This window comes from Xanthomonas sp. F1 (assembly GCF_014199855.1).
Window position 1 is genome coordinate 84305 of the sequence record NZ_JACHOK010000004.1, and the last position, 18948, is coordinate 103252.

Consider the following 18948-nt stretch of genomic DNA (forward strand, 5'->3'; position numbering starts at 1 on the left):
CTCAGTTCAGCGTCCCGGCGAAGGCGCGGGTGCGGTAATGGAACGCGACGACACCATCGCGCTGGTGCCGGTCGAACAGCACACGCAACGCTTCCAGCATCGGCGCGTGGCGCGGGTGGCCGGGCAGCGGCGCGTAGGAGGACGACAGCAGGCGTCCGCGCAGCGCCTCGAAGTCCATGCGCTGTTCGTTGGGGAACTGCGCGGTGCCGCGCAGGCCGGCGCCGAACCAGCGCTGCATGGTGGCATCGTCGTGGTAACGCTCGGCCACCGCGCTGTAGTCGGTGCCGTACTCCAGCAGCAACTGCTCGTAGCCTTCCAGGAACGGTGTGGCGTCGAGCAGGCGCGAGTTCCAGTACACCAGCGCAAGACCGCCGGGACGCAGCACCCGTGCCCATTCGCGGCGCACCGCCTCCAGGTCGAACCAGTGGAACGCCTGCGCGGCGCTGATCACATCGACGCTGGCGTCGGCCAGGGTGGTGGCCTCGGCGCTGCCGTCGATGGCGCGGAAGCCCGGCAGGTCCTGCAGCAGCGCCACCGCGGCCTCGCGCATCGCTGCGTTCGGCTCCACCGCCAGGGTCGGGTGCCCGGCCTGCAGGAACAGGCGCGTGGAGATGCCGGTGCCGGCGCCGATGTCGGCGACCAGCGCGTCGCGCGCCACGCCCAGCTCGCCGTGCACCCAGTCCAGCAGCGCCGGCGGATAGCTGGGGCGGTAGCGCACGTAATCGGCGACGCGGTCGCTGAAGCGCTCGCGCGGCGCGGCGGCGTCCCGGCTCACGACTGCGTGCTGGCGAACCAGGCCAGCCCGCCGAAGAACACCACGAAGGCCAGCACCGCCAGGACCGCCAGCACCACCGCAGTCCAGCCCAGGATCAGCCCGCCCACCGCCAGGCCATCGCCCTGGAAGCGCTGTGGCTGGCGACGGATCTCGGCCCGGGCCAGGTGCCCGGTGATGATCGCGCCGAGGCTGCCCAGCACCGGCATCAGGGTCCAGCCGAGAATGCCGGCGACCAGGCTGACCACCGCCAGGGAATTGGTTTCGCGCACCTGACTCATCGCTGTCGCTCCTTGCAAAAGGAAAGGGGGCGGCGGCCGCAGGGTGCGGCCGCCGCACTCACCGCGTCACAGATCGAACTTGATGCCCTGCGCCAGCGGCAGCGAGTCGGAGTAGTTGATCGTGTTGGTCTGCCGGCGCATGTACACCTTCCACGCGTCCGAGCCGGACTCGCGGCCGCCGCCGGTGTCCTTCTCGCCGCCGAAGGCGCCGCCGATCTCGGCGCCGGAGGTGCCGATGTTGACGTTGGCGATGCCGCAGTCGCTGCCGGCCGCGGACAGGAACTTCTCCGCCGCCTTCAGGTTCTGGGTGAAGATCGACGAGGACAGACCCTGCGGCACGCCGTTCTGCATGTCGATGGCCTCGTCCAGGGTGCTGTACTTCATCACGTACAGGATCGGCGCGAAGGTCTCGTGCTGGACGACCTCATCGCTGTTCTTCAGCCCGGTGACGATGGCTGGCAGCACGAAGTTGCCCGGACGGTCCAACGCGGTGCCGCCGGTCTCGACGGTGCCGCCGGCGGCCTTGGCCTTGGCGATCGAGTCCAGGAACTGCTCGACCGCGCCGCGGCTGTTCAGCGGGCCCATCAGGTTGGCCGGGTCGGTCGGGTCGCCGATCTTGCCTTCGACCTGCTTGTAGGCCTTGACCAGCGTGGCCAGCACGGTGTCGTAGATCGATTCGTGCACGATCAGCCGGCGCGTGGTGGTGCAGCGCTGGCCGGCGGTGCCGACCGCGCCGAACACGATGCCGGGCACCGCCAGTTTCAGGTCGGCGCTCTCGTCGAGGATGATGGCGTTGTTGCCGCCCAGTTCCAGCAGGCAGCGGCCCAGGCGGCGCGCGCACTTCTCGGCGACGTTGCGGCCGACCTGGGTGGAGCCGGTGAAGCTGATCAGCGGGATGCGGGTGTCCTCGACCAGGCGCTCGGACAGGGCCACGCCGGCGTCGTTGATCAGGAAGAAGATGTCCGGGAAGCCGGCGTCGCGCAGCGCGTCATTGCAGATCTTCATCGACGCGATCGCGGTCAGGGGGGTCTTGTTGGACGGCTTCCAGATGCAGATGTCGCCACAGATCGCCGCCAGGAACGCGTTCCAGCTCCACACCGCGACCGGGAAGTTGAACGCGCTGATGATGCCGACCAGGCCCAGCGGCTGGTACTGCTCGTACATGCGGTGGCCGGGGCGTTCCGAATGCAGGGTGTAGCCGTACAGCATGCGGCTCTGGCCGACCGCGAAATCGGCGATGTCGATCATCTCCTGCACTTCGCCGTCGCCTTCCGGCTTGCTCTTGCCCATTTCCAGCGCGACCAGCGAGCCCAGCGCGTCCTTGTGCTTGCGCAGCGCTTCGCCGCACAGCCGCACCGCTTCGCCGCGGCGCGGCGCCGGGGTGGTGCGCCAGACCTTGAACGCGGCCTGGGCGCGGGCGATCACCGTCTCGTAGTCCTGCTCGGTGGTGGCCTGCACCTCGGCGATGACGGCGTTGCTGGACGGGTTCAGCGGCTGCAGCACGCCGGCACCGGTGGCGCTGGACCACTCGCCATTGCCGAGATAGGTGCCAGAGTTGGTGGCGGCAAGGCCGAGCGCCTTGAGCAGGTCAGCGGACATGGAATCTCCTGGGTTCGTTGCGACAGGGAAGGCGACCGCAGGCGGGGGACGCGGGGCGCGCAGCCGACAATTTTAGCAGACCGGATGCAGCCGGCCGCCGTCGCCGGGCGGCGGCGGCCGGCCAGCGCAAAAAACGCGTGGGATGTCGTCTTGCGGCGGCTGTCCGGCCTGCATCGGCGAGCGAGAAGAAGGCCGCGGGCCGCATGACGGCCGCGGCCGCCGGCATGAACGAAATGGTGACCCCGGCGCGATTCGAACGCACGACCTGTCCCTTAGGAGGGGACCGCTCTATCCAGCTGAGCTACGGGGCCATTGGCTTGCCGGGGGATTCTACGACGCTGAATCGCGCGTTGTCGCCCTGGCTTGCAATAACGTCCTCTACACCTTGTGCCGACGCGGCCTGAGCATCGCCCTGCGTAGGCTGCGGACGTCGGCCACTGCGCTTGGCGGCGATCGCGCTGCGATCCGCGTCGTTGCAGAGACGACACATGACGAGACGCAGACGCATCCGCCTCGTCCGCTAAAAGCGTCCCGACCGCAGTTCCTACGGCGGGACGATCGCCGCCGCGCATCGGCGGTCCTGGTCGCCTCGGGCTGACGTGACCGCCGGCTTGCCGGCATGCCCGCAGCGATTCCCACCCCAATGCGAAGCAGGAGTCACAGATGAAAACAGCGATGAAGATGGTCCTAGTCGGTTCGATGCTGGCTGCCTTGGCCGCGTGCAAGCGCGATGGCGACCAACCGGCCACCGATCCGAATGCGGCCAACCCGCCGGCAGCGGCCGACGGTAGCCCCGCGGGCGGCAGCACCGCCCCTGCCGGTAGCACGGCCCCGGCGGGCAGCACCAGCGGCGACGCCAGCGGCACGGCGACCGGTACCACCGGGACCGATGCCGGCCAGGGCACCATGCAGGGACAGGACGGTACGTCGCCGACCACGCCGCAGGACCCGGCCAACCCGGATCCGCAGCAGCCGCCGCAGACGCCGCCGGCGGATCAGAAACAGCAGTAAGGCGTGCGCAAGCGCGCGGCGCCACGGGCGTCGCGCGCTTGGTCGCTGCGGTGCGTTCGGTCCGGGTCCTAGCAGCTTTTCCGCGCGCGTGCCTGCTGCGCAACCAGCACGAGGTCGGGTTTTCCGATTTTTCGCGATAGTCACTTTTGTAACCTTCTAGTGCGACCAGCGGGTCGATGCTGCGCTTGCACACGCGGCGCTTGACAGCGCCCCGGCGCATGATGTCCTCTTGCGTCCATGCCTCTGGTCCACGCCCTCATCGCCACCTCGCTTCCGCGTTCGCTTCGACGCGCGGCCACGGTCGCTGCGGGCATTACCACCGGTATTACCACCCTCACCATTCGCCCGGTGCGGCCCGTCGTCTTCGCCTGATTGTCGAACACCACGGCCCCGCACCCGGATCAGGATGCGGGGGACTCCCTCGGCCTGATGCGAGCGGGGCCTCCACTCCGAGGTCTCCCATGTCGCCCCCCGCTGTCGCCGCTTCGCTTGAATCCGCTGTAGATCCCGCGCTCGCCGCTGCCACTGTCGTGCACAAGTTCGGCGGCACCTCGGTGGCCGATGCCGAACGCTATCGCCATGTGGCGCAACTGCTGCTGGCGCGCCCGGAACATCTTCAGGTCACCGTCGTCTCGGCGATGAAGGGCGTCACCGATGCCTTGATCGGCCTGGCCGAGCTGGCCGCGCGCGGCCACGGCGACTGGCGCGAGCGCTGGCACGAGACCCGCGCCCGCCATCGCGCCGCGGCGGTGGCCTTGCTCGGCGAACACGCCGGCGCCACCGTGGAATGGCTGGACGCGCGCTTCGAACACCTGGCCGAGATCCTCGCCGCACTCGCGGTGATCGGCGAGTTGCCGCGCGAAGTGCTGGACCGCGTACAGGGGCTGGGCGAGGTGTATTCGGCGCAACTGCTCGGCGACCACCTGCGTGCGCTGGGCGAGGAGTGCGCGGTGCTGGACGCGCGCGAGGTGCTGGTGGTCGATCGCGGCGAACTGGGCGTGGACGTGGATTGGGAGGCCAGCGCGCAGCGCTTGGCGCAATGGCGCGCGGAGCACCCGCAGCAGCGCATCGTGGTCACCGGCTTCGTCGCCCGCGACCGCGCCGGCCGCATCACCACGCTCGGCCGCAACGGCAGCGACTACTCCGGCGCGATTTTCGCCGCGCTGTTCGACGCCGCCGAACTGCACATCTGGACCGACGTCGACGGCGTGCTCTCGGCCGACCCGCGGGTGGTGCCCGAGGCGGTGCAACTGGAGACGCTCAGCTACGACGAAGCCTGCGAACTGGCGTACTTCGGCGCCAAGGTGGTGCACCCGCAGACCATGTCGCCGGCGATCGAGCGCGGCCTGCCGATCATCATCCGCAACACCTTCCAGCCCGAGCATCCGGGCACCCGCATCACCGCCAGCAGCGCCACCAGCGGGCCGATCAAGGGGTTGACCCTGAGCCCGGACCTGGCCGTGCTCAACCTCGAAGGCACCGGCCTGATCGGCGTGCCCGGCACCGCCGAGCGCGTGTTCGCCGCGCTGCGCAATGCGCGGGTGTCGGTGGTGATGATCTCGCAGGGTTCGTCCGAACATTCCATCTGCTGCGTGGTGCGGCAGAACGAGGCCGAGCGCGCCCGCGACGCGGTGCTCTCGGCCTTCGCCCACGAACTGGTAGTGGGCCAGGTGCAGCGCGTGCAGCTGACCACCGGCATCAGCGTGCTGGCCGCGGTCGGCGACGGCATGGCCGGGCAGCCCGGCGTGGCCGCGCGCCTGTTCGAGTCGCTGGGCCGCGCGCAGGTCAACATCCTGGCGATCGCGCAGGGCTCGTCCGAGCGCAATATCTCGGTGGCCATCGACAGCGCGCATGCGACCAAGGCGCTGCGCGCCGCACATGCCGGCTTCTGGCTGTCGCCGCAGACCTTCTCGGTCGGCGTGATCGGGCCGGGCAACGTCGGTGCGGCGCTGCTGGACCAGTTGCGCGCGGCGCAGCCGCAGCTGCTGGCCAAGGCCAACCTCGACCTGCGCCTGCGCGCGGTCGCCTCGCGCAGCACGATGCGGCTGGAGCCGCGCGCCTTCGCCGGCGACTGGCGGCAGGCGTTGGCCGCTGGTCAGCAGCCGACCGACCTGGACGCGTTCACCGCCCACCTGCTGTCGGCGCATCTGCCGCATGCGGTGATCATCGACTGCAGCGGCAGTGCCGACGTCGCCGACCGCTACGCCGGCTGGCTGGCAGCCGGCATCCACGTGGTGACCCCGAACAAGCAGGCCGGCGCCGGGCCGCTGCCGCGTTTCCACGCCATCCGCGCCGCGGCCGCCGCCAGCGGCGCGCGCTTCCGCTACGAAGCCACGGTCGGCGCCGGCCTGCCAGTGATCACCACCTTGCGCGACTTGGTCGATACCGGCGACGCCGTCACCGCGATCGAAGGCATCTTCTCCGGCACCCTGGCCTGGCTGTTCAACAAGTACGACGGCAGCGTGCCGTTCGCGCAGTTGGTGGCCGAGGCGCGCGGCATGGGCTACACCGAACCGGACCCGCGCGACGACCTGTCCGGCACCGACGTGGCGCGCAAGCTGGTGATCCTGGCGCGCGAGGCCGGGCACGAACTGAGCCTGGAGGACGTGGCGGTGGAAAGCCTGGTGCCGGAAGCGCTGCGCCAGGCCAGCGTGGACGATTTCATGGCGCGTCTGCACGAAGTCGATGCCGCCTTCGCGCAACGCCTGCAGGCGGCCAAGGCGCGCGGCTGCGTGCTGCGCTACGTGGCGCGGCTGGCGCCGGGGCATGCGCCCAGCGTCGGCCTGGTGGAGCTGCCGGCCGACCATGCCTTCGCCAACCTGCGCCTCACCGACAACGTGGTGCAGTTCACCACCCGCCGCTACTGCGCCAATCCGCTGGTGGTGCAGGGCCCGGGTGCTGGCCCGGAAGTGACCGCCGCCGGCGTGTTCGCCGACCTGCTGCGGGTGGCGGCGGGCGAGGGCGCGCGCCTGTGAGCCGGATGCAGACGCTGCCGACAAGCGCCATGGGTACGGCCGCGCTGCCGGCGCAGGCGCGCGCGTTCGCGCCGGCCTCGGTGGCCAACGTGGCGGTGGGTTTTGATTTGCTCGGCTACGCGGTGGAAGGCGTCGGCGATACGGTGACGGTGCGCCGCATCGACGCGCCCGAGGTGCGTATCGCTGCGATCCGCGGCACCACCGTGGCCTTGCCGCTGGAGGCCGCACGCAACACCGCCGGCGCCGCCCTGATGTCGCTGCGCGAGGCCTTGGCGCTGCCGTTCGGCTTCGAACTGGAGATCGACAAGGGCATTCCGCTCAGCTCTGGCATGGGCGGCTCGGCCGCGTCGTGCGTGGCCGCGCTGGTCGCGGCCAACGCCTTGCTCGAGGCGCCGCTGTCGCGCGACGCACTGTATCGCTACGCGCTGGACGGCGAGGCGGTGGCCAGCGGCAGCCGCCACGGCGACAACCTCGGGCCGATGCTGCTGGGCGGGCTGGTGCTGTCGACCCTGGAGCGGATGGTGCCTGTACCGGTGCCGAGCGGCTGGCACAGTCTGCTGGTGCATCCGGACGCGACGTTGGAGACGCGCCGCGCACGCGCGGCGCTGGCCGGCGAGTATCGGCTTGGCGAGTTCGTGGCGCAGAGCACGAACCTGGCGTTGGTGCTGGCGGGTTGTCATACCGGCGATGAGGCGCTGGTACGCGCCGGCTTGCGCGACGTGCTGATCGAGCCACGGCGCGCGCCGCTGATCGTGGGTTTCGACGCGGCCAAGGCGGCGGCGCTGGCCGCGGGGGCGATGGGCGCGGGCATTTCCGGCGCCGGCCCGAGCGTATTCGCCTGGTTCGCCAGCCGCGCCGAGGCCGAGGCCGCGGCCCCGGCGGTCCAGGCGGCCTTCGCCGCCGCCGGCTTCGGCAGCCAGCACTGGGTGTCGCCGCTGCAGTGTCCGGGCGCGACGTTGCTGTAGTGGAGTGTTGGCGCGGCGCGTCGACGCCTTTGTTGCTGCCTTTACTGCCACTGCCACTGCCGCTGCCGCTGCCGCTGTTGTTGCTGTTGCTGTTGCTGATTTCGAATTTGCTTTTGCTTTTGCTTTTGCTGTCGCAGTAGCTGTTGTCGTTGCTGTTGCTCTGGTTGTTGCTCTTGCTCTTGCTCTTGTTGTTGCTGTTGCCGTACCGGGTTCCCTTCCGAAGCGGCGGCCATCGCGGGGAAACACCCGAAGGGCGGCGTACATGGATGTACGCCGTTCGCGGCAGGGGCAGGATGCCCCTTCCGCGGATCCCCGTGATGGACGCGGACCCGGAGCGCGCAGCGCGGAGGGCGCGAGGCAGGGCGCGCTTTCTTTTGGTTACCTTTTCTTTGCGCCAGCAAAGAAAAGTAACTCGCCCGTAAGGGCGAAAGCCGTTGCTGTTGTTGTTGCTTAAGACCATGTAGGAGCGGCTTCAGCCGCGACAGGTGCTCGCCCATCGGCTAGGTCGCGGCTGAAGCCGCTCCTACAAGTTCCGCTCGTCCGATAGGGAAAAGCAATCAGCAGCAACAGCTTTCGCCTGGCGGCGAGTCACTTTTCTTTGCTTGTGCAAAGAAAAGTAACCAAAAGAAAGCACACCCCGCAGCGCGCCCTCCGCGCTACGCGCTCCGGGTCCGCAGCCACGACGGGCATTTTTCGACGGCACATCCATGTGCCGGCGAAAAACGACGCGCATCCTGCGCGTCGCCCTTCGGGTATTCGCCCGCCGCGGCTGCCGCGCCGAGGGGACCCCGGGTAAAGCAAAAGAGCAAGAGCCAAGGCCAACAGCAACAGCAACAGCAACAGCATGCAGTGCGATCGAATTCCCCACGTTGATGGAACCACCATGAACTTCATCTCCACCCGTAACGCCGCACCCCCCGTCTCGCTCAGCCAAGCCATCGCCGCCGGCCTCGCCCCCGATGGTGGCCTGTACGTGCCCGAACGCCTGCCCGCCGCCCGCGACCTGCGTGCCGGCGCCAGCCTCGCCGAGACCGCCGCGGAGCTGCTGGCGCCGTTCTTCGCCGGCGATGCCCTGGCCGCAGAATTGCCCGCGATCTGCGCCGAAGCCTTCGACTTCGCCGCACCGCTGCAGCCGCTGGCCACGCCCGGCGACCATGCGCTGGAGCTGTTCCACGGCCCGACCGCGGCGTTCAAGGACTTCGGCGCGCGCTTCCTGGCCGCCTGCCTGGCGCGGCTGCGGCGCGATGCGGCGACCCCGCTGACCATCCTGGTCGCCACCTCCGGCGATACCGGCGCCGCGGTCGCGGCGGCGTTCCATCGCCAGCCCGGATTGCGCGTGGTGGTGCTGTATCCGGACGGGCGCGTGTCGCCGCGCCAGGCGCATCAGCTGGGCTGCTTCGGCGACAACATCCATGCGCTGCGCGTGGCTGGCTCCTTCGACGACTGCCAGGCGCTGGTCAAGCAGGCGCTGAACGACGCCGACCTGCAGGCGCAGGCACCGTTGAGTTCGGCCAACAGCATCAGCCTGGGGCGCCTGCTGCCGCAGATGAGCTACTACGCGCACGCAGCGCTGCAGCACCATGCCGCGCATGCGCAGCCGCTGAACCTGGTGGTGCCCACCGGCAACCTGGGCAATGCGCTGGCCGCGATCCTGGCGCGTGCGCTGGGCGTGCCGCTGGGCCGGATCGTGCTGGCGACCAATGCCAACCGCGTGCTGCCGGACTTCTTCGCCGGCGCGGACTACGCGCCGCAGCCCAGCGTGGCGACCCTGGCCAATGCGATGGACGTCGGCGCGCCGAGCAACGTCGAGCGCCTGCGCTGGCTGTACCAGGGCGACGACGCCACCTTGCGCACCCAGTTCCAGGCGTACTCGGTGGACGATGCGCAGATCCGCCAGACCATCGGCGAGCGTTTCCGCCGCTACGGCGAGGTGCATTGCCCGCATACCGCCACCGCGCTGCACGTGCTGCAGCAACTGCGCGCCGAGGGCGCCGAGGCCGATGCCGGCGACTGGGCGGTGGCGGCGACCGCGCATCCGGCCAAGTTCGAAGGGGTGGTGGAGCCGCTGATCGGGCAGCCGGTGCCGGTGCCGCCGGCCCTGGCGGCGCTGCTGCAGCGGCCGGCGCAGGCCGAGCCGATCGCGCCGCACTACGCGGCCCTGCGCGCGCGCCTGCTCGCTGGTTGAGTGGGGCGCGGGCGGCGGCTGCGCACCTGCCGGCTCAATCGGTGGGCTGCAGCCGCTGCCAGGCGGCCAGGACGATGCCGCGCACCTGCAGCCAGTCCAGGCGCGAGCGCGGATGGTCGCGCAGGAACACGTCGCGCAGTTGCGCGACCACGTCCTCCACGCGCTGGCCGTGGTACTTGAGGTAGGCGTCGTAGGCCAGCTTGAGCGCCGGCTCGTAGTCGTGGAACGTGTAACCGGGCTGATGGAAGGGGCTGTGTGCGAAATGCGCCTTCCAGAACTCCAGTTCGCGCTCGCGGTCCAGCATCACGCAGGCGCGCGAGGCGTGTTGCATCTCGATGGCGACGGCCATAGTGGCCCTCCGAGTGGTCCCCCCACCGGCACCGCGGCGGCGCCGCAGGTGTTTTGCGCACGCAGTCTATGCCGCTCGGGCGCCGCCGCCGCGAAGGCCGGCTGAAGCGTTCAGAGGTGGCGCGGCAGCAGTGCTGCACGTGGCAGCAGACAGGCGATCGGTTGGTCGCCAGCGGGCACTGCACGGTTGTCCACACGCGATGTGGAGCGTTGCTCTGGAATCCTGTGGATAAGTGGCCGTGCGCCGCGTGGCGTCAGTGCCTGGGGTGGCGTGGCGAAAAAATCGCCACGTCGGCCCGCTCAGTCTTCGTCCGACGCCAGCCGATGCAGCGCGGCGAAGTCGCGGATCTCCACCACATGCAGTTGCGGCAGGGCGATCAGGCCCTGCTGGCGCAGCTTGGTGAAGGTGCGGCTGACCGTTTCCATGGTCAGGCCGAGATGGTCGGCGATGTCGCCGCGGCCCATCGGCAACACCACCTTGTTGCCGGCGTCGCCCTGGCGCGCGGCGCGGGCCGCCAGCTTGAGCAGGAAGTCGGCCAGTTTCTCGGCCGGCTGCAGCCGCGCCAGCGACAGCGCTGCGTCCTGTGCCGCGTCCAGTTCCAGGCAGGCGCGCTGCAGCAGCTTGCGCTCCAGGTGTGGGAACTGGGTGCGCAACTGTTGCATCTGCGCCACCGACACCCGGCACACCCGGCTGTCGGCGATGGCTTCGATGTCGTGGCGGTGCCTGGCCGATTCGCTCAGGCCGACGTAGTCGCCGGGCAGCACGAAGCCGGCCACCTGGCGACGGCCGTCGGCGAGGGTGCGGACCAGGCGCAGCGCGCCGGCGGTGACGGTATAGACCGCCTGCCGCGCCTCGCCGGTACGCGCCAGGGTAGCGCCGGCGGAGTAGGTCAGCGAAGTGGTGACCCGCTCCAGCGCCTGCACCTCGTCGCAGGCCAGCGCCGAGCAGATCGCCAAGTGACGGACCGCGCAATGCAGGCATTCGTTGCCGTGCGGCGCGCGCGGGGCGGCCGGTTCGGCGTAGGGCAGGGCGAATCCGGAAGGAGGCCTGTTCATGGGCGTGGCAGCGGCTTCGGCACCGGCGAATGATACGCCGATGCGGCCGGGCGTGGCCGGTGCGGCTAGAATTGGCGTCCCGCTCGCCCCCGAATCGCAGGAGTTCCGCACGTGATCAAGCCCCGTACGCCGCCCGGCATCATGGAATTGCTGCCGCGCGAGCAGATCGCGTTCCAGCGCATGCTGGACGTCATCCGCCGCAACTACGAGCGGTTCGGGTTCCTGCCGGTGGAAACGCCGGTGTTCGAGTTGTCCGACGTGCTGCTGACCAAGTCCGGCGGCGAGACCGAGCGCCAGGTGTACTTCGTGCAATCCACCGGCGCGCTGGCCAATGCCGCCGCCGAGGGCGGCGAGGGCGGGCTGCCGGAGCTGGCGTTGCGCTTCGACCTGACCGTGCCGCTGGCCCGCTACGTGGCCGAGCACGAGCACGAGCTGAGCTTCCCGTTCCGGCGCTACCAGATGCAGCGCGTGTACCGCGGCGAGCGCGCCCAGCGCGGCCGCTTCCGCGAGTTCTACCAGTGCGACATCGACGTGATCGGCAAGGATGCGCTGAGCATCCGCTACGACGCCGAGGTGCTGGCGGTGATCCACGCGGTGTTCGCCGAACTGGGCATCGGCGATTTCGCCGTGCAGTTGAACAACCGCAAGCTGATGCGCGGCTTCTTCGAGAGCCTGGGCGTGGCCGAGGGCGAGCGCCAGCTCGCGGTGCTGCGCGAGGTCGACAAGCTGGACAAGCGCGGCGCCGACTACGTGCGCGAGACGCTGGCCGGCGAAGGCTTCGGCATCCCGGCCGAGCAGGTGCAGCGCATCCTCGACTTCGTCGCGGTGCGCTCCAGCGGCCACGACGATGCGCTGGCACGGCTGCAGGCGCTGGAAGCCGATGCGGCAGCCAGTGCGATCCTGCGCGAGGGCGTGGCCGAGCTGCGCGAGGTGCTGGCCCTGGTCAAGGCGCTGGGCGTGCCGGAGACCGCGTACTGCCTCAACTTCTCCATCGCCCGCGGCCTGGACTACTACACCGGCACCGTCTACGAGACCCTGCTGACCGACTACCCGCAGATCGGCTCGATCTGCTCGGGTGGCCGCTACGAAGACCTGGCCAGCCACTACAGCAAGTCCAAGCTGCCCGGCGTGGGCATCTCCATCGGCCTGACCCGGCTGTTCTGGCAGTTGCGCGAGGCCGGGCTGATCGACGGCATCGCCTCCAGCAGCGTGCAGGCGATGGTGGCGCTGATGGACGAGGCCAAGCTGGACGACGCGCTGGACATCGCGCGGCGCCTGCGTGCCGGCGGCATCAACACCGAAGTGCAGATGGAGCCGAAGAAGATCGGCAAGCAGTTCCAGTACGCGGCCCGCGCCGGCATCCGCTTCGTGGTGCTGGCCGGCGACGACGAGCTGGCGCGCGGCGTGGTCGCGGTCAAGGACCTGCTGCGCGAACAGCAGTTCGAGGTTGCCCGCGACGAACTGGCCAGCACCCTGCAGGTGGAATTGGAGCAGGCCAAGGTGATGGCCTGAGCCGGTCGCGGCGGCCGGCGTGCAGGTGATGTCGTAGGAGCGGCTTCAGCCGCGACGCATCACCGGGAACGCCTGCCGCGGCTGACGCCGCTGCTACAGCAGGCCCGCATCTTGCAGCATCGCCTTCAGTGCCCTGCGCTGCGCACCAGCGTCCGCCGGCCAGCCCTGCAATTGCGCGACGACCTTGCCGTCGCGCACCACGAAGAACGTCGGCATGCGCCATTCGCGCGGCAGCAGCGGCCATTCATTCACGTCGTAGAGCAGGTGCAACGGCGTTTCCGGCTGCGCGCGGTTCCAGGCGCGCAGCGCGTCCATGTCCTCGTTGCCGGGCGGCAGCGCCAGCCACAGCGCATGGCGGAGGAATACCGGCCCCAGCTCGGGATCTGTAGCGATCGCGCGTGCGGCGTCGGCCGCGAAATGGCAGCCGGCGGTGACCAGGAGTCGGGTCGGCTGCAGATCGATCCGCTGCCGGCGCAGGGTGTGGCCATCGGCGTCCAGCGACCACAGTGTCGGCCCCTGCGCCGCCGCGCCCAGGCGGTCGTCGAAGCGCAGCCACTGCGGCCAGTCGGCGCTGCCGCCATCGGCCAGCACACGTCGCGCGTCCTCCGCGCGATGCGCCAGCAGCAGCGCGTTGCCGGCGGCATCCAACTGCTCGGCACTGGCCTGGCCGCGGCTGCGCAACTGCGCCAGTACCTGCAGTTGCGCGTCCAGTCCCGCCGAGGTGGGGCGCAGCGCATAGGTGGCGACCACCGCCCGATACAGCAACTCCAGTGCGTCGTCGTCCAACTGCGCGGCGGCATCGCGTTCGAAAGTCTCCGGCAGCGCGCTGCGCAACGCAGGCCACGGATCGCGCCCGCTACGGCCCAGGCCGTCCAGATTCTGGTTGTAGCGGTTGTAGCGACGCTCCAGCTCGCCGATCGGAGCGGCGGGATCGTGGGCGCGCGGCTGCGTCGCCCAGTGCGGCAAGCTCTCGGCGTAGCGCTCCATCCCGAACAGGGCCAGCAGTGCGCGGCCCTGTGTGCGGGTCAGTTGCGGCAGGTCCTGCGTATCGAATCCGCCCAGGCCGTTGCGGCCGAACACCAGGCCGTCGAGAAAGCGCTCGCGGGCGCCGGGCGTGAGGGCGTCCAGCGGCGTGGGCTGGCCGGCGCGGGCGCGCAGGTAGGTCGCGAGCTGGGCCCTGGAGCGGATCGGTAGTTGTTCCGCGGCGACCGCGGTGCCGCCGCTTGTCGCCATCTCGGCCGGGGGTGTCGGAGGCGGCGGTTGCGCCAGTGCGTGCGTCGCCAGGCACAGGGCGAGGCTGGCAAAACATGCATGGCGCATGTGGCGTTCCAGGGGCGGCGGTTGCGCCGATGCTAGCGGTCGCCGGGCTGTCCTTCCACAGCCGCCATCTTCCGCAATGCGCGTGGGAATGATCGCACCTGCTGGGGGCGCCCAGGCATCCGGCAGCAATGCCGAACGGCTGAACGGCAGGGTGGTGCGACCCACTGGTCCTTGACCTTGTAATAGTGTGCTATTACATTAACGCAATGAAACAACGTCCTGCCCCTGCAGAAGACCGTGCCAGCGATGCCTCGTTCAAGGCGTTGGCGCGCACCCTGGCCCAGCTCGGCAAGCCGCAGGACGTGGCGGCGTTCCTGCAGGACCTGTGCACGCCGGCCGAGCTGGAGGCGATGGCCGACCGCTGGCGGGTGGTGCCGCTGCTGCTCAAGGGTGTGCCGTATCGCGAGATCCACGACCTGACCCAGGTCAGCGTCACCACCATCGGCCGTGTCGCACGGACCCTGGAATACGGCGCCGGCGGCTATGCCGCGGCGCTGCGCCGGCAGACGGCGCGCCCCTCCGATTCCCACTGAGATGTCCTGATGAGTGCTTCCCTGGCAGCACCGGCCCGCGACCGGCTGCGTATCGCGATCCAGAAGAGTGGCCGCCTGGCCGAGCCGGCCCGTGCGGTGCTGGCCGCCTGCGGGCTGAGCTGGCGCGAGAGCCGCGACAAGCTGTTCTGCTATGGCGAATCGTTGCCGGTGGACCTGTTGCTGGTCCGCGACGACGACATTCCCGGCCTGATCGCCGATGGCGTGTGCGACTTCGGCATCGTCGGCCGCAACGAACTCGAAGAGCAGGCCGGCGAGCGCCGTCGCAATGGCCTGCCCGAGGCCTATCGCGCCCTGCGCGGGCTGAACTTCGGGCAGTGCCGGCTGATGCTGGCGGTACCCGAGAACTGGGAATGGAGTGGGCCGCAGCAACTGCAGGGATTGCGCATCGCCACCAGCTATCCCGCGGTGCTGGCCGACTGGCTGGACGCGCGTGGCATCGCCGCGCAGGTGGTGGAACTGTCCGGTTCGGTGGAGATCGCGCCGCGCCTGGGTACCGCCGACCTGATCTGCGATCTGGTCTCCAGCGGCGCCACCCTGGCCGCCAACCAGCTCAAGCCGGTGGAGACGCTGCTGGAGAGCGAGGCGGTGCTGGCCGGGCCGGTGCGCGAACCGGCCGACGCCCGCGCCGGCCTGGCGGCGATGCTGCTGCGTCGGCTCGACGGCGTGCTCAAGCTGCGCGACAGCAAGCTGTTGATGTTCCGCGCCGCGCGCGAGCGCGTCGCCGACCTGGCGCGGCTGCTGCCCGATGCCGAACCCCTGGTGCAACTGCCCGGCGACGCCGATGGCCCTCTGCAGTTGCAGACCATGTGCCATGGCGCGATCACCTGGCAGCGCATGGAGGAACTGGAGCGCGCGGGCGCGCAGGGATTGATGGTGTTGACGGTGGAGCGGTCGCTGGCATGAATCGATTGGAGTGGAGCGCGCTCGACGCGCAGGAGCGGACCCAGGCGCTGACCCGGCCGGTGCAGCGCGTCGCCGAGCAGACCCGCAACGCGGTGGCGCAGGTGCTGGACGCAGTGCGTAGCCGCGGCGACGTCGCCCTGCGCGAACTCACCGCACGCTTCGACGGCGTGGTCCTGGACACTTTCGAAGTGAGCGCCGCCGAGTTCACCGCCGCCGAGGCGGCGGTGCCGGCGCCGTTGCGCGCGGCGATGGCCGAGGCGGCGGCGCGGATCGATACCTTCCACCGCGCCGGCATGGCGCAGCCGTACGCGGTCGAGACCGCGCCGGGCGTGGTCTGCGAGCGCGTGGTGCGGCCGATCGGCCGGGTCGGCCTGTACGTGCCGGCCGGCAGCGCACCGCTGCCGTCGACCGCATTGATGCTGTGCGTGCCGGCGGCGCTGGCCGGTTGCCGCGAAGTGGTGCTGTGCACGCCGCCGCGCGCCGACGGCTCGGCCGATCCGGCGGTGCTGGTCGCGGCGACCCTATGTGGCGTCGACCGGGTATTCAAGCTCGGCGGCGCCCAGGCGATCGCGGCGATGGGCTTCGGCACCGAGACTGTGCCGTCCTGCGACAAGCTGTTCGGCCCCGGCAACAGCTATGTCACCGAGGCCAAGCAGCAGGTCGCGCAGGCCGGCGCGGCGGCGATCGACATGCCGGCCGGTCCGTCCGAGGTGCTGGTGATCGCCGACGCCGGCGCCAACGCGGCCTTCGTTGCCGCCGACCTGTTGTCGCAGGCCGAGCATGGCCCGGATTCGCAGGTGCTGCTGCTGTCCGACAGCGCCGCGCTGATCGAGGCGGTGGAGAGCGAACTGGAGCGGCAGCTGGCGACGCTGCCGCGCGCGGCGATCGCCCGGCAGGCGCTGGCCGCGTCGCGGCTGATCCGCGTGGACTCGCTGGAAGACGCGTTCGTCATCAGCAACCGCTATGCGCCGGAACACTTGATCCTGGCGCTGCGCGCGCCGCGCGATTGGCTGGACCGGGTCGAGGCCGCCGGCTCGGTGTTCCTCGGCGACTACACCCCCGAGGCGTTGGGCGACTACTGCAGCGGCACCAACCACGTGCTGCCGACCAGCGGCGCCGCGCGTGCCTACAGCGGCGTGAGCGTGGCCAGCTTCCAGAATTTCGTCAGCGTGCAGAGCGCCAGCGCCGACGGCATCGCCACGATCGGCGGTTGCGCAGTGCTGATGGCACGTGCCGAGGGTCTGGACGCGCACGCCAATGCGGTGGCGCTACGCATGGAGAAGGCGGCATGAGCGCGACCGCCGACGTGCGCGCCGTGTTGGCGCTGGTCCGCCCGGACCTGCGCGACTTCGCCGGCTACTCGTCCGCGCGCAGCAGCGCGCTGCAGGGCGAGGTCTGGCTCAACGCCAACGAATCGGCCTGGGCCAATGTCGCCGATGGCGACGCCGGCAATCGCCGCTATCCCGATCCGCAGCCGCCGGCGCTGCGCGCCGCACTGGCGCAGCTGTACGCCTGCACTCCGGAACAGCTGCTGCTCGGCCGCGGCAGCGACGAGGCGATCGACCTGTTGCTGCGCGCCCTGTGCGAGCCGGGCCGCGACGCCATCGTCATCACCCCGCCGGTGTTCGGCATGTACGCGGTCTGCGCGCGGCTGCAGAACGCACGCGTGGTCGAGGTGCCATTGCGCGATACGGCCGAGGGCCTGCTCACCGACGTGGACGCGGTGGTGGAGGCTGCGCTGAGCCAGATGGCCAAGCTGGTGTTCCTGTGTTCGCCGGGCAATCCCGGCGGCGCGGCGATCGCGCTGGCCGACATCGATCGCGCCGCCGAGCGCCTGCAGGGCCGTGCGGTGCTGGTGGTGGACGAAGCCTATGGCGAGTTCTCCGACGATGCATCGGCCACGACCTTGCTGGCGCGCCACGCCAACCTGGCGGTGCTGCGCACCCTGTCCAAGGCACACGCGCTGGCGGCGGCGCGGATCGGCTGCGTGATCGCCGATCCGGCGCTGATCGCGGTGCTGCGGCGCTGCCAGGCGCCGTATCCGATTCCGGCGCCGTGCACACTGCTGGCGCTGGCCGCGCTGCAGCCCGAGCCGCTGCGGCAGACCGCGGCGCGGGTGCAGGAGGTGCGGGAAGAGCGTACGCGCATGCAGGCGGCGCTGGCGGCAATGCCGGGTGTGCGCCAGGTGTATCCGTCGCAGGGCAATTTCCTGCTGCTGCGCTTCGACGACGCCGAGGGCGCGTTCCAGGCGCTGCTGGCGGCCGGAGTGGTGGTACGCGATCAGCGCGCCGCGCCGGGCCTGGGCGACGCGCTGCGCATCACCCTGGGCACGCCGGCGCAGAACCAGCGCGTGCTCGGTGCGCTGCAGGCGTGGAGGGCGGCGGCATGACCCCGATCCTGTTCGTGGACCGCGACGGCACCCTGATCGAGGAGCCGGCCGACTTCCAGATCGACGCCTACGAGAAGCTGCGCCTCGTGCAGGGCGTGATCCCGGCGATGCTCAAGCTGCGCGATGCCGGCTACCAGTTCGTCATCGTCACCAACCAGGACGGCCTGGGCAGCGAGGCCTACCCGCAGGCCGCCTTCGACGGCCCCAATGACCTGATGCTGCAGATCTTCGCCAGCCAGGGCATCGTGTTCCGCGAGGTGCTGGTCGACCGCAGCTGGCCGGCCGACAATGCGCCCACGCGCAAGCCCGGCATCGGCCTGATGCTGCCCTATCTGCAGGACCGCAGCATCGACTGGGCGCGCTCGGCCATGGTCGGCGACCGCATTACCGACATCCAGTTCGCCGAGAACCTGCGCATCCGCGGTTTCCAGTTGCGCACTGAGCAGTTCGGCGGCGAGTGGGACTGGGCCGGCATCGCCCACGAACTGGCCGATGCGCCGCGGCGCGCGCGGGTGCAGCGCGATACCAAGGAAACCCGCATCGCGGTGGAACTCGACCTGGACCTGGCGCGCGACCCGCACTGCGCCACCGGCCTGCCGTTCTTCGACCACATGCTCGAACAGATCGGCAAGCACGGCGGTTTCGCCCTGGACGTGCGCGCCGAGGGCGACCTGCACATCGACGAACACCACACCATCGAGGACACCGGCCTGGCCCTGGGCCAGGCGCTGCGCCAGGCGCTGGGCGACAAGCGCGGCATCGGCCGCTACGGCTTCACCCTGCCGATGGACGAGACCCTGGCCAGCGCCGCGCTGGATTTCAGCGGGCGTCCGTATTTCGTGTTCGAAGGCGAGTTCAAGCGCGAGCGGGTCGGCGACATGCCCACCGAACTGGTGCCGCACTTCTTCCGCTCGCTGTGCGACGCGGCCGGGTTGAACCTGCACCTGAGCGTGCGCGGCGACAACGACCACCACAAGGTCGAGGCCTGCTTCAAGGCGCTGGCGCGTGCCCTGCGCCAGGCGTTGCGCCGCGAGGGCGCGGCGTTGCCGTCGACCAAGGGCGTGCTGTGATGCGCGCG

At 70.4% G+C, this 18948-nt stretch carries 17 protein-coding genes and 1 tRNA gene; 10 read left to right on the forward strand and 8 right to left on the reverse strand.

Features of this window, described 5'->3' with window-relative positions; translation table 11 throughout:
- Position 1: 1 nt before the first annotated feature.
- From GGR71_RS11110 to GGR71_RS11125, 4 genes are all read right to left on the reverse strand, one after another.
- Complete coding sequence (locus GGR71_RS11110; RefSeq protein WP_160958535.1) at positions 2 to 775, reverse strand: methyltransferase domain-containing protein; 774 nt, start codon at positions 773 to 775, stop codon at positions 2 to 4.
- Positions 772 to 1053, reverse strand: coding sequence for a DUF4190 domain-containing protein (locus tag GGR71_RS11115; protein ID WP_160958537.1), 282 nt, complete (start codon positions 1051 to 1053; stop codon positions 772 to 774). Before GGR71_RS11115 ends, GGR71_RS11110 begins: the two co-directional genes overlap by 4 nt.
- 66 nt (positions 1054 to 1119) lie before the next feature.
- Positions 1120 to 2652, reverse strand: a complete 1533-nt coding sequence (amaB, locus tag GGR71_RS11120) for an L-piperidine-6-carboxylate dehydrogenase (RefSeq protein WP_160958540.1) — start codon at positions 2650 to 2652, stop codon at positions 1120 to 1122.
- 234 nt (positions 2653 to 2886) lie between these two features.
- Positions 2887 to 2963 (reverse strand) — tRNA-Arg (locus GGR71_RS11125).
- 364 nt (positions 2964 to 3327) lie between these two features.
- Between GGR71_RS11125 and GGR71_RS11130 the strand changes: the two genes are divergently transcribed.
- The 3 genes from GGR71_RS11130 to GGR71_RS11140 all read left to right on the forward strand — a co-directional run bounded on the left by GGR71_RS11130 (position 3328) and on the right by GGR71_RS11140 (position 7603).
- Complete coding sequence (locus GGR71_RS11130; RefSeq protein ID WP_160958542.1) at positions 3328 to 3663, forward strand: hypothetical protein; 336 nt, start codon at positions 3328 to 3330, stop codon at positions 3661 to 3663.
- Between the two features lie 461 nt (positions 3664 to 4124).
- A complete protein-coding gene (thrA, locus tag GGR71_RS11135) occupies positions 4125 to 6638 on the forward strand; it encodes a bifunctional aspartate kinase/homoserine dehydrogenase I (protein WP_202404909.1) in 2514 nt (837 codons plus the stop codon).
- A 29-nt stretch (positions 6639 to 6667) separates the two neighbouring features.
- Entirely contained in the window at positions 6668 to 7603 is a 936-nt protein-coding gene (locus GGR71_RS11140) for a homoserine kinase (protein ID WP_456362615.1), read from the forward strand.
- 41 nt (positions 7604 to 7644) lie between these two features.
- Here the strand turns inward: GGR71_RS11140 and GGR71_RS11145 are convergent, their stop codons facing one another.
- On the reverse strand, positions 7645 to 7836 hold the full coding sequence (locus GGR71_RS11145) for a hypothetical protein (protein ID WP_160958545.1): 192 nt from the start codon (positions 7834 to 7836) through the stop codon (positions 7645 to 7647).
- Positions 7837 to 8486: 650 nt separating this feature from the next.
- Between GGR71_RS11145 and thrC the strand changes: the two genes are divergently transcribed.
- Positions 8487 to 9788 carry a threonine synthase gene (gene thrC / locus GGR71_RS11150; protein ID WP_160958548.1) on the forward strand — a complete coding sequence of 434 codons (1302 nt, stop codon included), beginning with the start codon at positions 8487 to 8489 and terminating at the stop codon, positions 9786 to 9788.
- Positions 9789 to 9822: 34 nt separating this feature from the next.
- On the opposite strand, the gene GGR71_RS11155 is transcribed toward thrC, so the two are convergent.
- Together GGR71_RS11155 and GGR71_RS11160 are read right to left on the reverse strand one after the other, a co-directional pair.
- Complete coding sequence (locus GGR71_RS11155) at positions 9823 to 10137, reverse strand: hypothetical protein (RefSeq protein WP_048489059.1); 315 nt, start codon at positions 10135 to 10137, stop codon at positions 9823 to 9825.
- Positions 10138 to 10436: 299 nt separating this feature from the next.
- Positions 10437 to 11192, reverse strand: coding sequence for a Crp/Fnr family transcriptional regulator (locus GGR71_RS11160; protein WP_048489060.1), 756 nt, complete (start codon positions 11190 to 11192; stop codon positions 10437 to 10439).
- A gap of 111 nt (positions 11193 to 11303) precedes the next feature.
- Here GGR71_RS11160 and hisS point away from each other — a divergent pair, with 111 nt between their 5' ends.
- Complete coding sequence (gene hisS, locus GGR71_RS11165) at positions 11304 to 12704, forward strand: histidine--tRNA ligase (RefSeq protein ID WP_160958551.1); 1401 nt, start codon at positions 11304 to 11306, stop codon at positions 12702 to 12704.
- A 93-nt stretch (positions 12705 to 12797) separates the two neighbouring features.
- Here hisS and GGR71_RS11170 read toward each other — a convergent pair whose 3' ends face one another.
- Positions 12798 to 14024 (reverse strand): hypothetical protein, encoded by a 1227-nt coding sequence (locus GGR71_RS11170; protein ID WP_237474287.1) that lies wholly within the window; start codon positions 14022 to 14024, stop codon positions 12798 to 12800.
- Between the two features lie 206 nt (positions 14025 to 14230).
- Here GGR71_RS11170 and GGR71_RS11175 point away from each other — a divergent pair, with 206 nt between their 5' ends.
- Genes GGR71_RS11175 through hisB form a run of 5 tightly spaced genes read left to right on the forward strand, consistent with a single transcriptional unit; the run spans position 14231 to position 18940 of the window.
- Positions 14231 to 14557 (forward strand): YerC/YecD family TrpR-related protein, encoded by a 327-nt coding sequence (locus tag GGR71_RS11175; RefSeq protein ID WP_160958554.1) that lies wholly within the window; start codon positions 14231 to 14233, stop codon positions 14555 to 14557.
- 9 nt (positions 14558 to 14566) lie between these two features.
- Positions 14567 to 15481, forward strand: a complete 915-nt coding sequence (gene hisG, locus GGR71_RS11180; protein WP_160958556.1) for an ATP phosphoribosyltransferase — start codon at positions 14567 to 14569, stop codon at positions 15479 to 15481.
- A complete protein-coding gene (hisD, locus tag GGR71_RS11185; protein WP_160958559.1) occupies positions 15478 to 16773 on the forward strand; it encodes a histidinol dehydrogenase in 1296 nt (431 codons plus the stop codon). Before hisG ends, hisD begins: the two co-directional genes overlap by 4 nt.
- Positions 16770 to 17870, forward strand: a complete 1101-nt coding sequence (gene hisC / locus GGR71_RS11190) for a histidinol-phosphate transaminase (RefSeq protein ID WP_160958562.1) — start codon at positions 16770 to 16772, stop codon at positions 17868 to 17870. Before hisD ends, hisC begins: the two co-directional genes overlap by 4 nt.
- Complete coding sequence (gene hisB / locus GGR71_RS11195) at positions 17867 to 18940, forward strand: bifunctional histidinol-phosphatase/imidazoleglycerol-phosphate dehydratase HisB (protein ID WP_160958564.1); 1074 nt, start codon at positions 17867 to 17869, stop codon at positions 18938 to 18940. The genes hisC and hisB overlap by 4 nt, the downstream gene beginning before the upstream one ends.
- The last annotated feature ends 8 nt before the right edge of the window (positions 18941 to 18948 follow it).

Excerpts from the sequence above, each read along its gene's own strand:
- GGR71_RS11115 (WP_160958537.1), bottom strand. The coding sequence starts at position 1,053 with ATGAGTCAGGTGCGCGAAACCAATTCCCTGGCGGTGGTCAGCCTGGTC.
- amaB (WP_160958540.1), bottom strand. The coding sequence starts at position 2,652 with ATGTCCGCTGACCTGCTCAAGGCGCTCGGCCTTGCCGCCACCAACTCT.
- GGR71_RS11130 (WP_160958542.1), top strand. The coding sequence starts at position 3,328 with ATGAAGATGGTCCTAGTCGGTTCGATGCTGGCTGCCTTGGCCGCGTGC.
- thrA (WP_202404909.1), top strand. The coding sequence starts at position 4,125 with ATGTCGCCCCCCGCTGTCGCCGCTTCGCTTGAATCCGCTGTAGATCCC.
- GGR71_RS11140 (WP_456362615.1), top strand. The coding sequence starts at position 6,668 with ATGGGTACGGCCGCGCTGCCGGCGCAGGCGCGCGCGTTCGCGCCGGCC.
- GGR71_RS11145 (WP_160958545.1), bottom strand. The coding sequence starts at position 7,836 with ATGGCCGCCGCTTCGGAAGGGAACCCGGTACGGCAACAGCAACAACAA.
- thrC (WP_160958548.1), top strand. The coding sequence starts at position 8,487 with ATGAACTTCATCTCCACCCGTAACGCCGCACCCCCCGTCTCGCTCAGC.
- GGR71_RS11155 (WP_048489059.1), bottom strand. The coding sequence starts at position 10,137 with ATGGCCGTCGCCATCGAGATGCAACACGCCTCGCGCGCCTGCGTGATG.
- GGR71_RS11160 (WP_048489060.1), bottom strand. The coding sequence starts at position 11,192 with ATGAACAGGCCTCCTTCCGGATTCGCCCTGCCCTACGCCGAACCGGCC.
- GGR71_RS11170 (WP_237474287.1), bottom strand. The coding sequence starts at position 14,024 with ATGCGCCATGCATGTTTTGCCAGCCTCGCCCTGTGCCTGGCGACGCAC.
- GGR71_RS11175 (WP_160958554.1), top strand. The coding sequence starts at position 14,231 with ATGAAACAACGTCCTGCCCCTGCAGAAGACCGTGCCAGCGATGCCTCG.
- hisG (WP_160958556.1), top strand. The coding sequence starts at position 14,567 with ATGAGTGCTTCCCTGGCAGCACCGGCCCGCGACCGGCTGCGTATCGCG.
- hisD (WP_160958559.1), top strand. The coding sequence starts at position 15,478 with ATGAATCGATTGGAGTGGAGCGCGCTCGACGCGCAGGAGCGGACCCAG.
- hisC (WP_160958562.1), top strand. The coding sequence starts at position 16,770 with ATGAGCGCGACCGCCGACGTGCGCGCCGTGTTGGCGCTGGTCCGCCCG.
- hisB (WP_160958564.1), top strand. The coding sequence starts at position 17,867 with ATGACCCCGATCCTGTTCGTGGACCGCGACGGCACCCTGATCGAGGAG.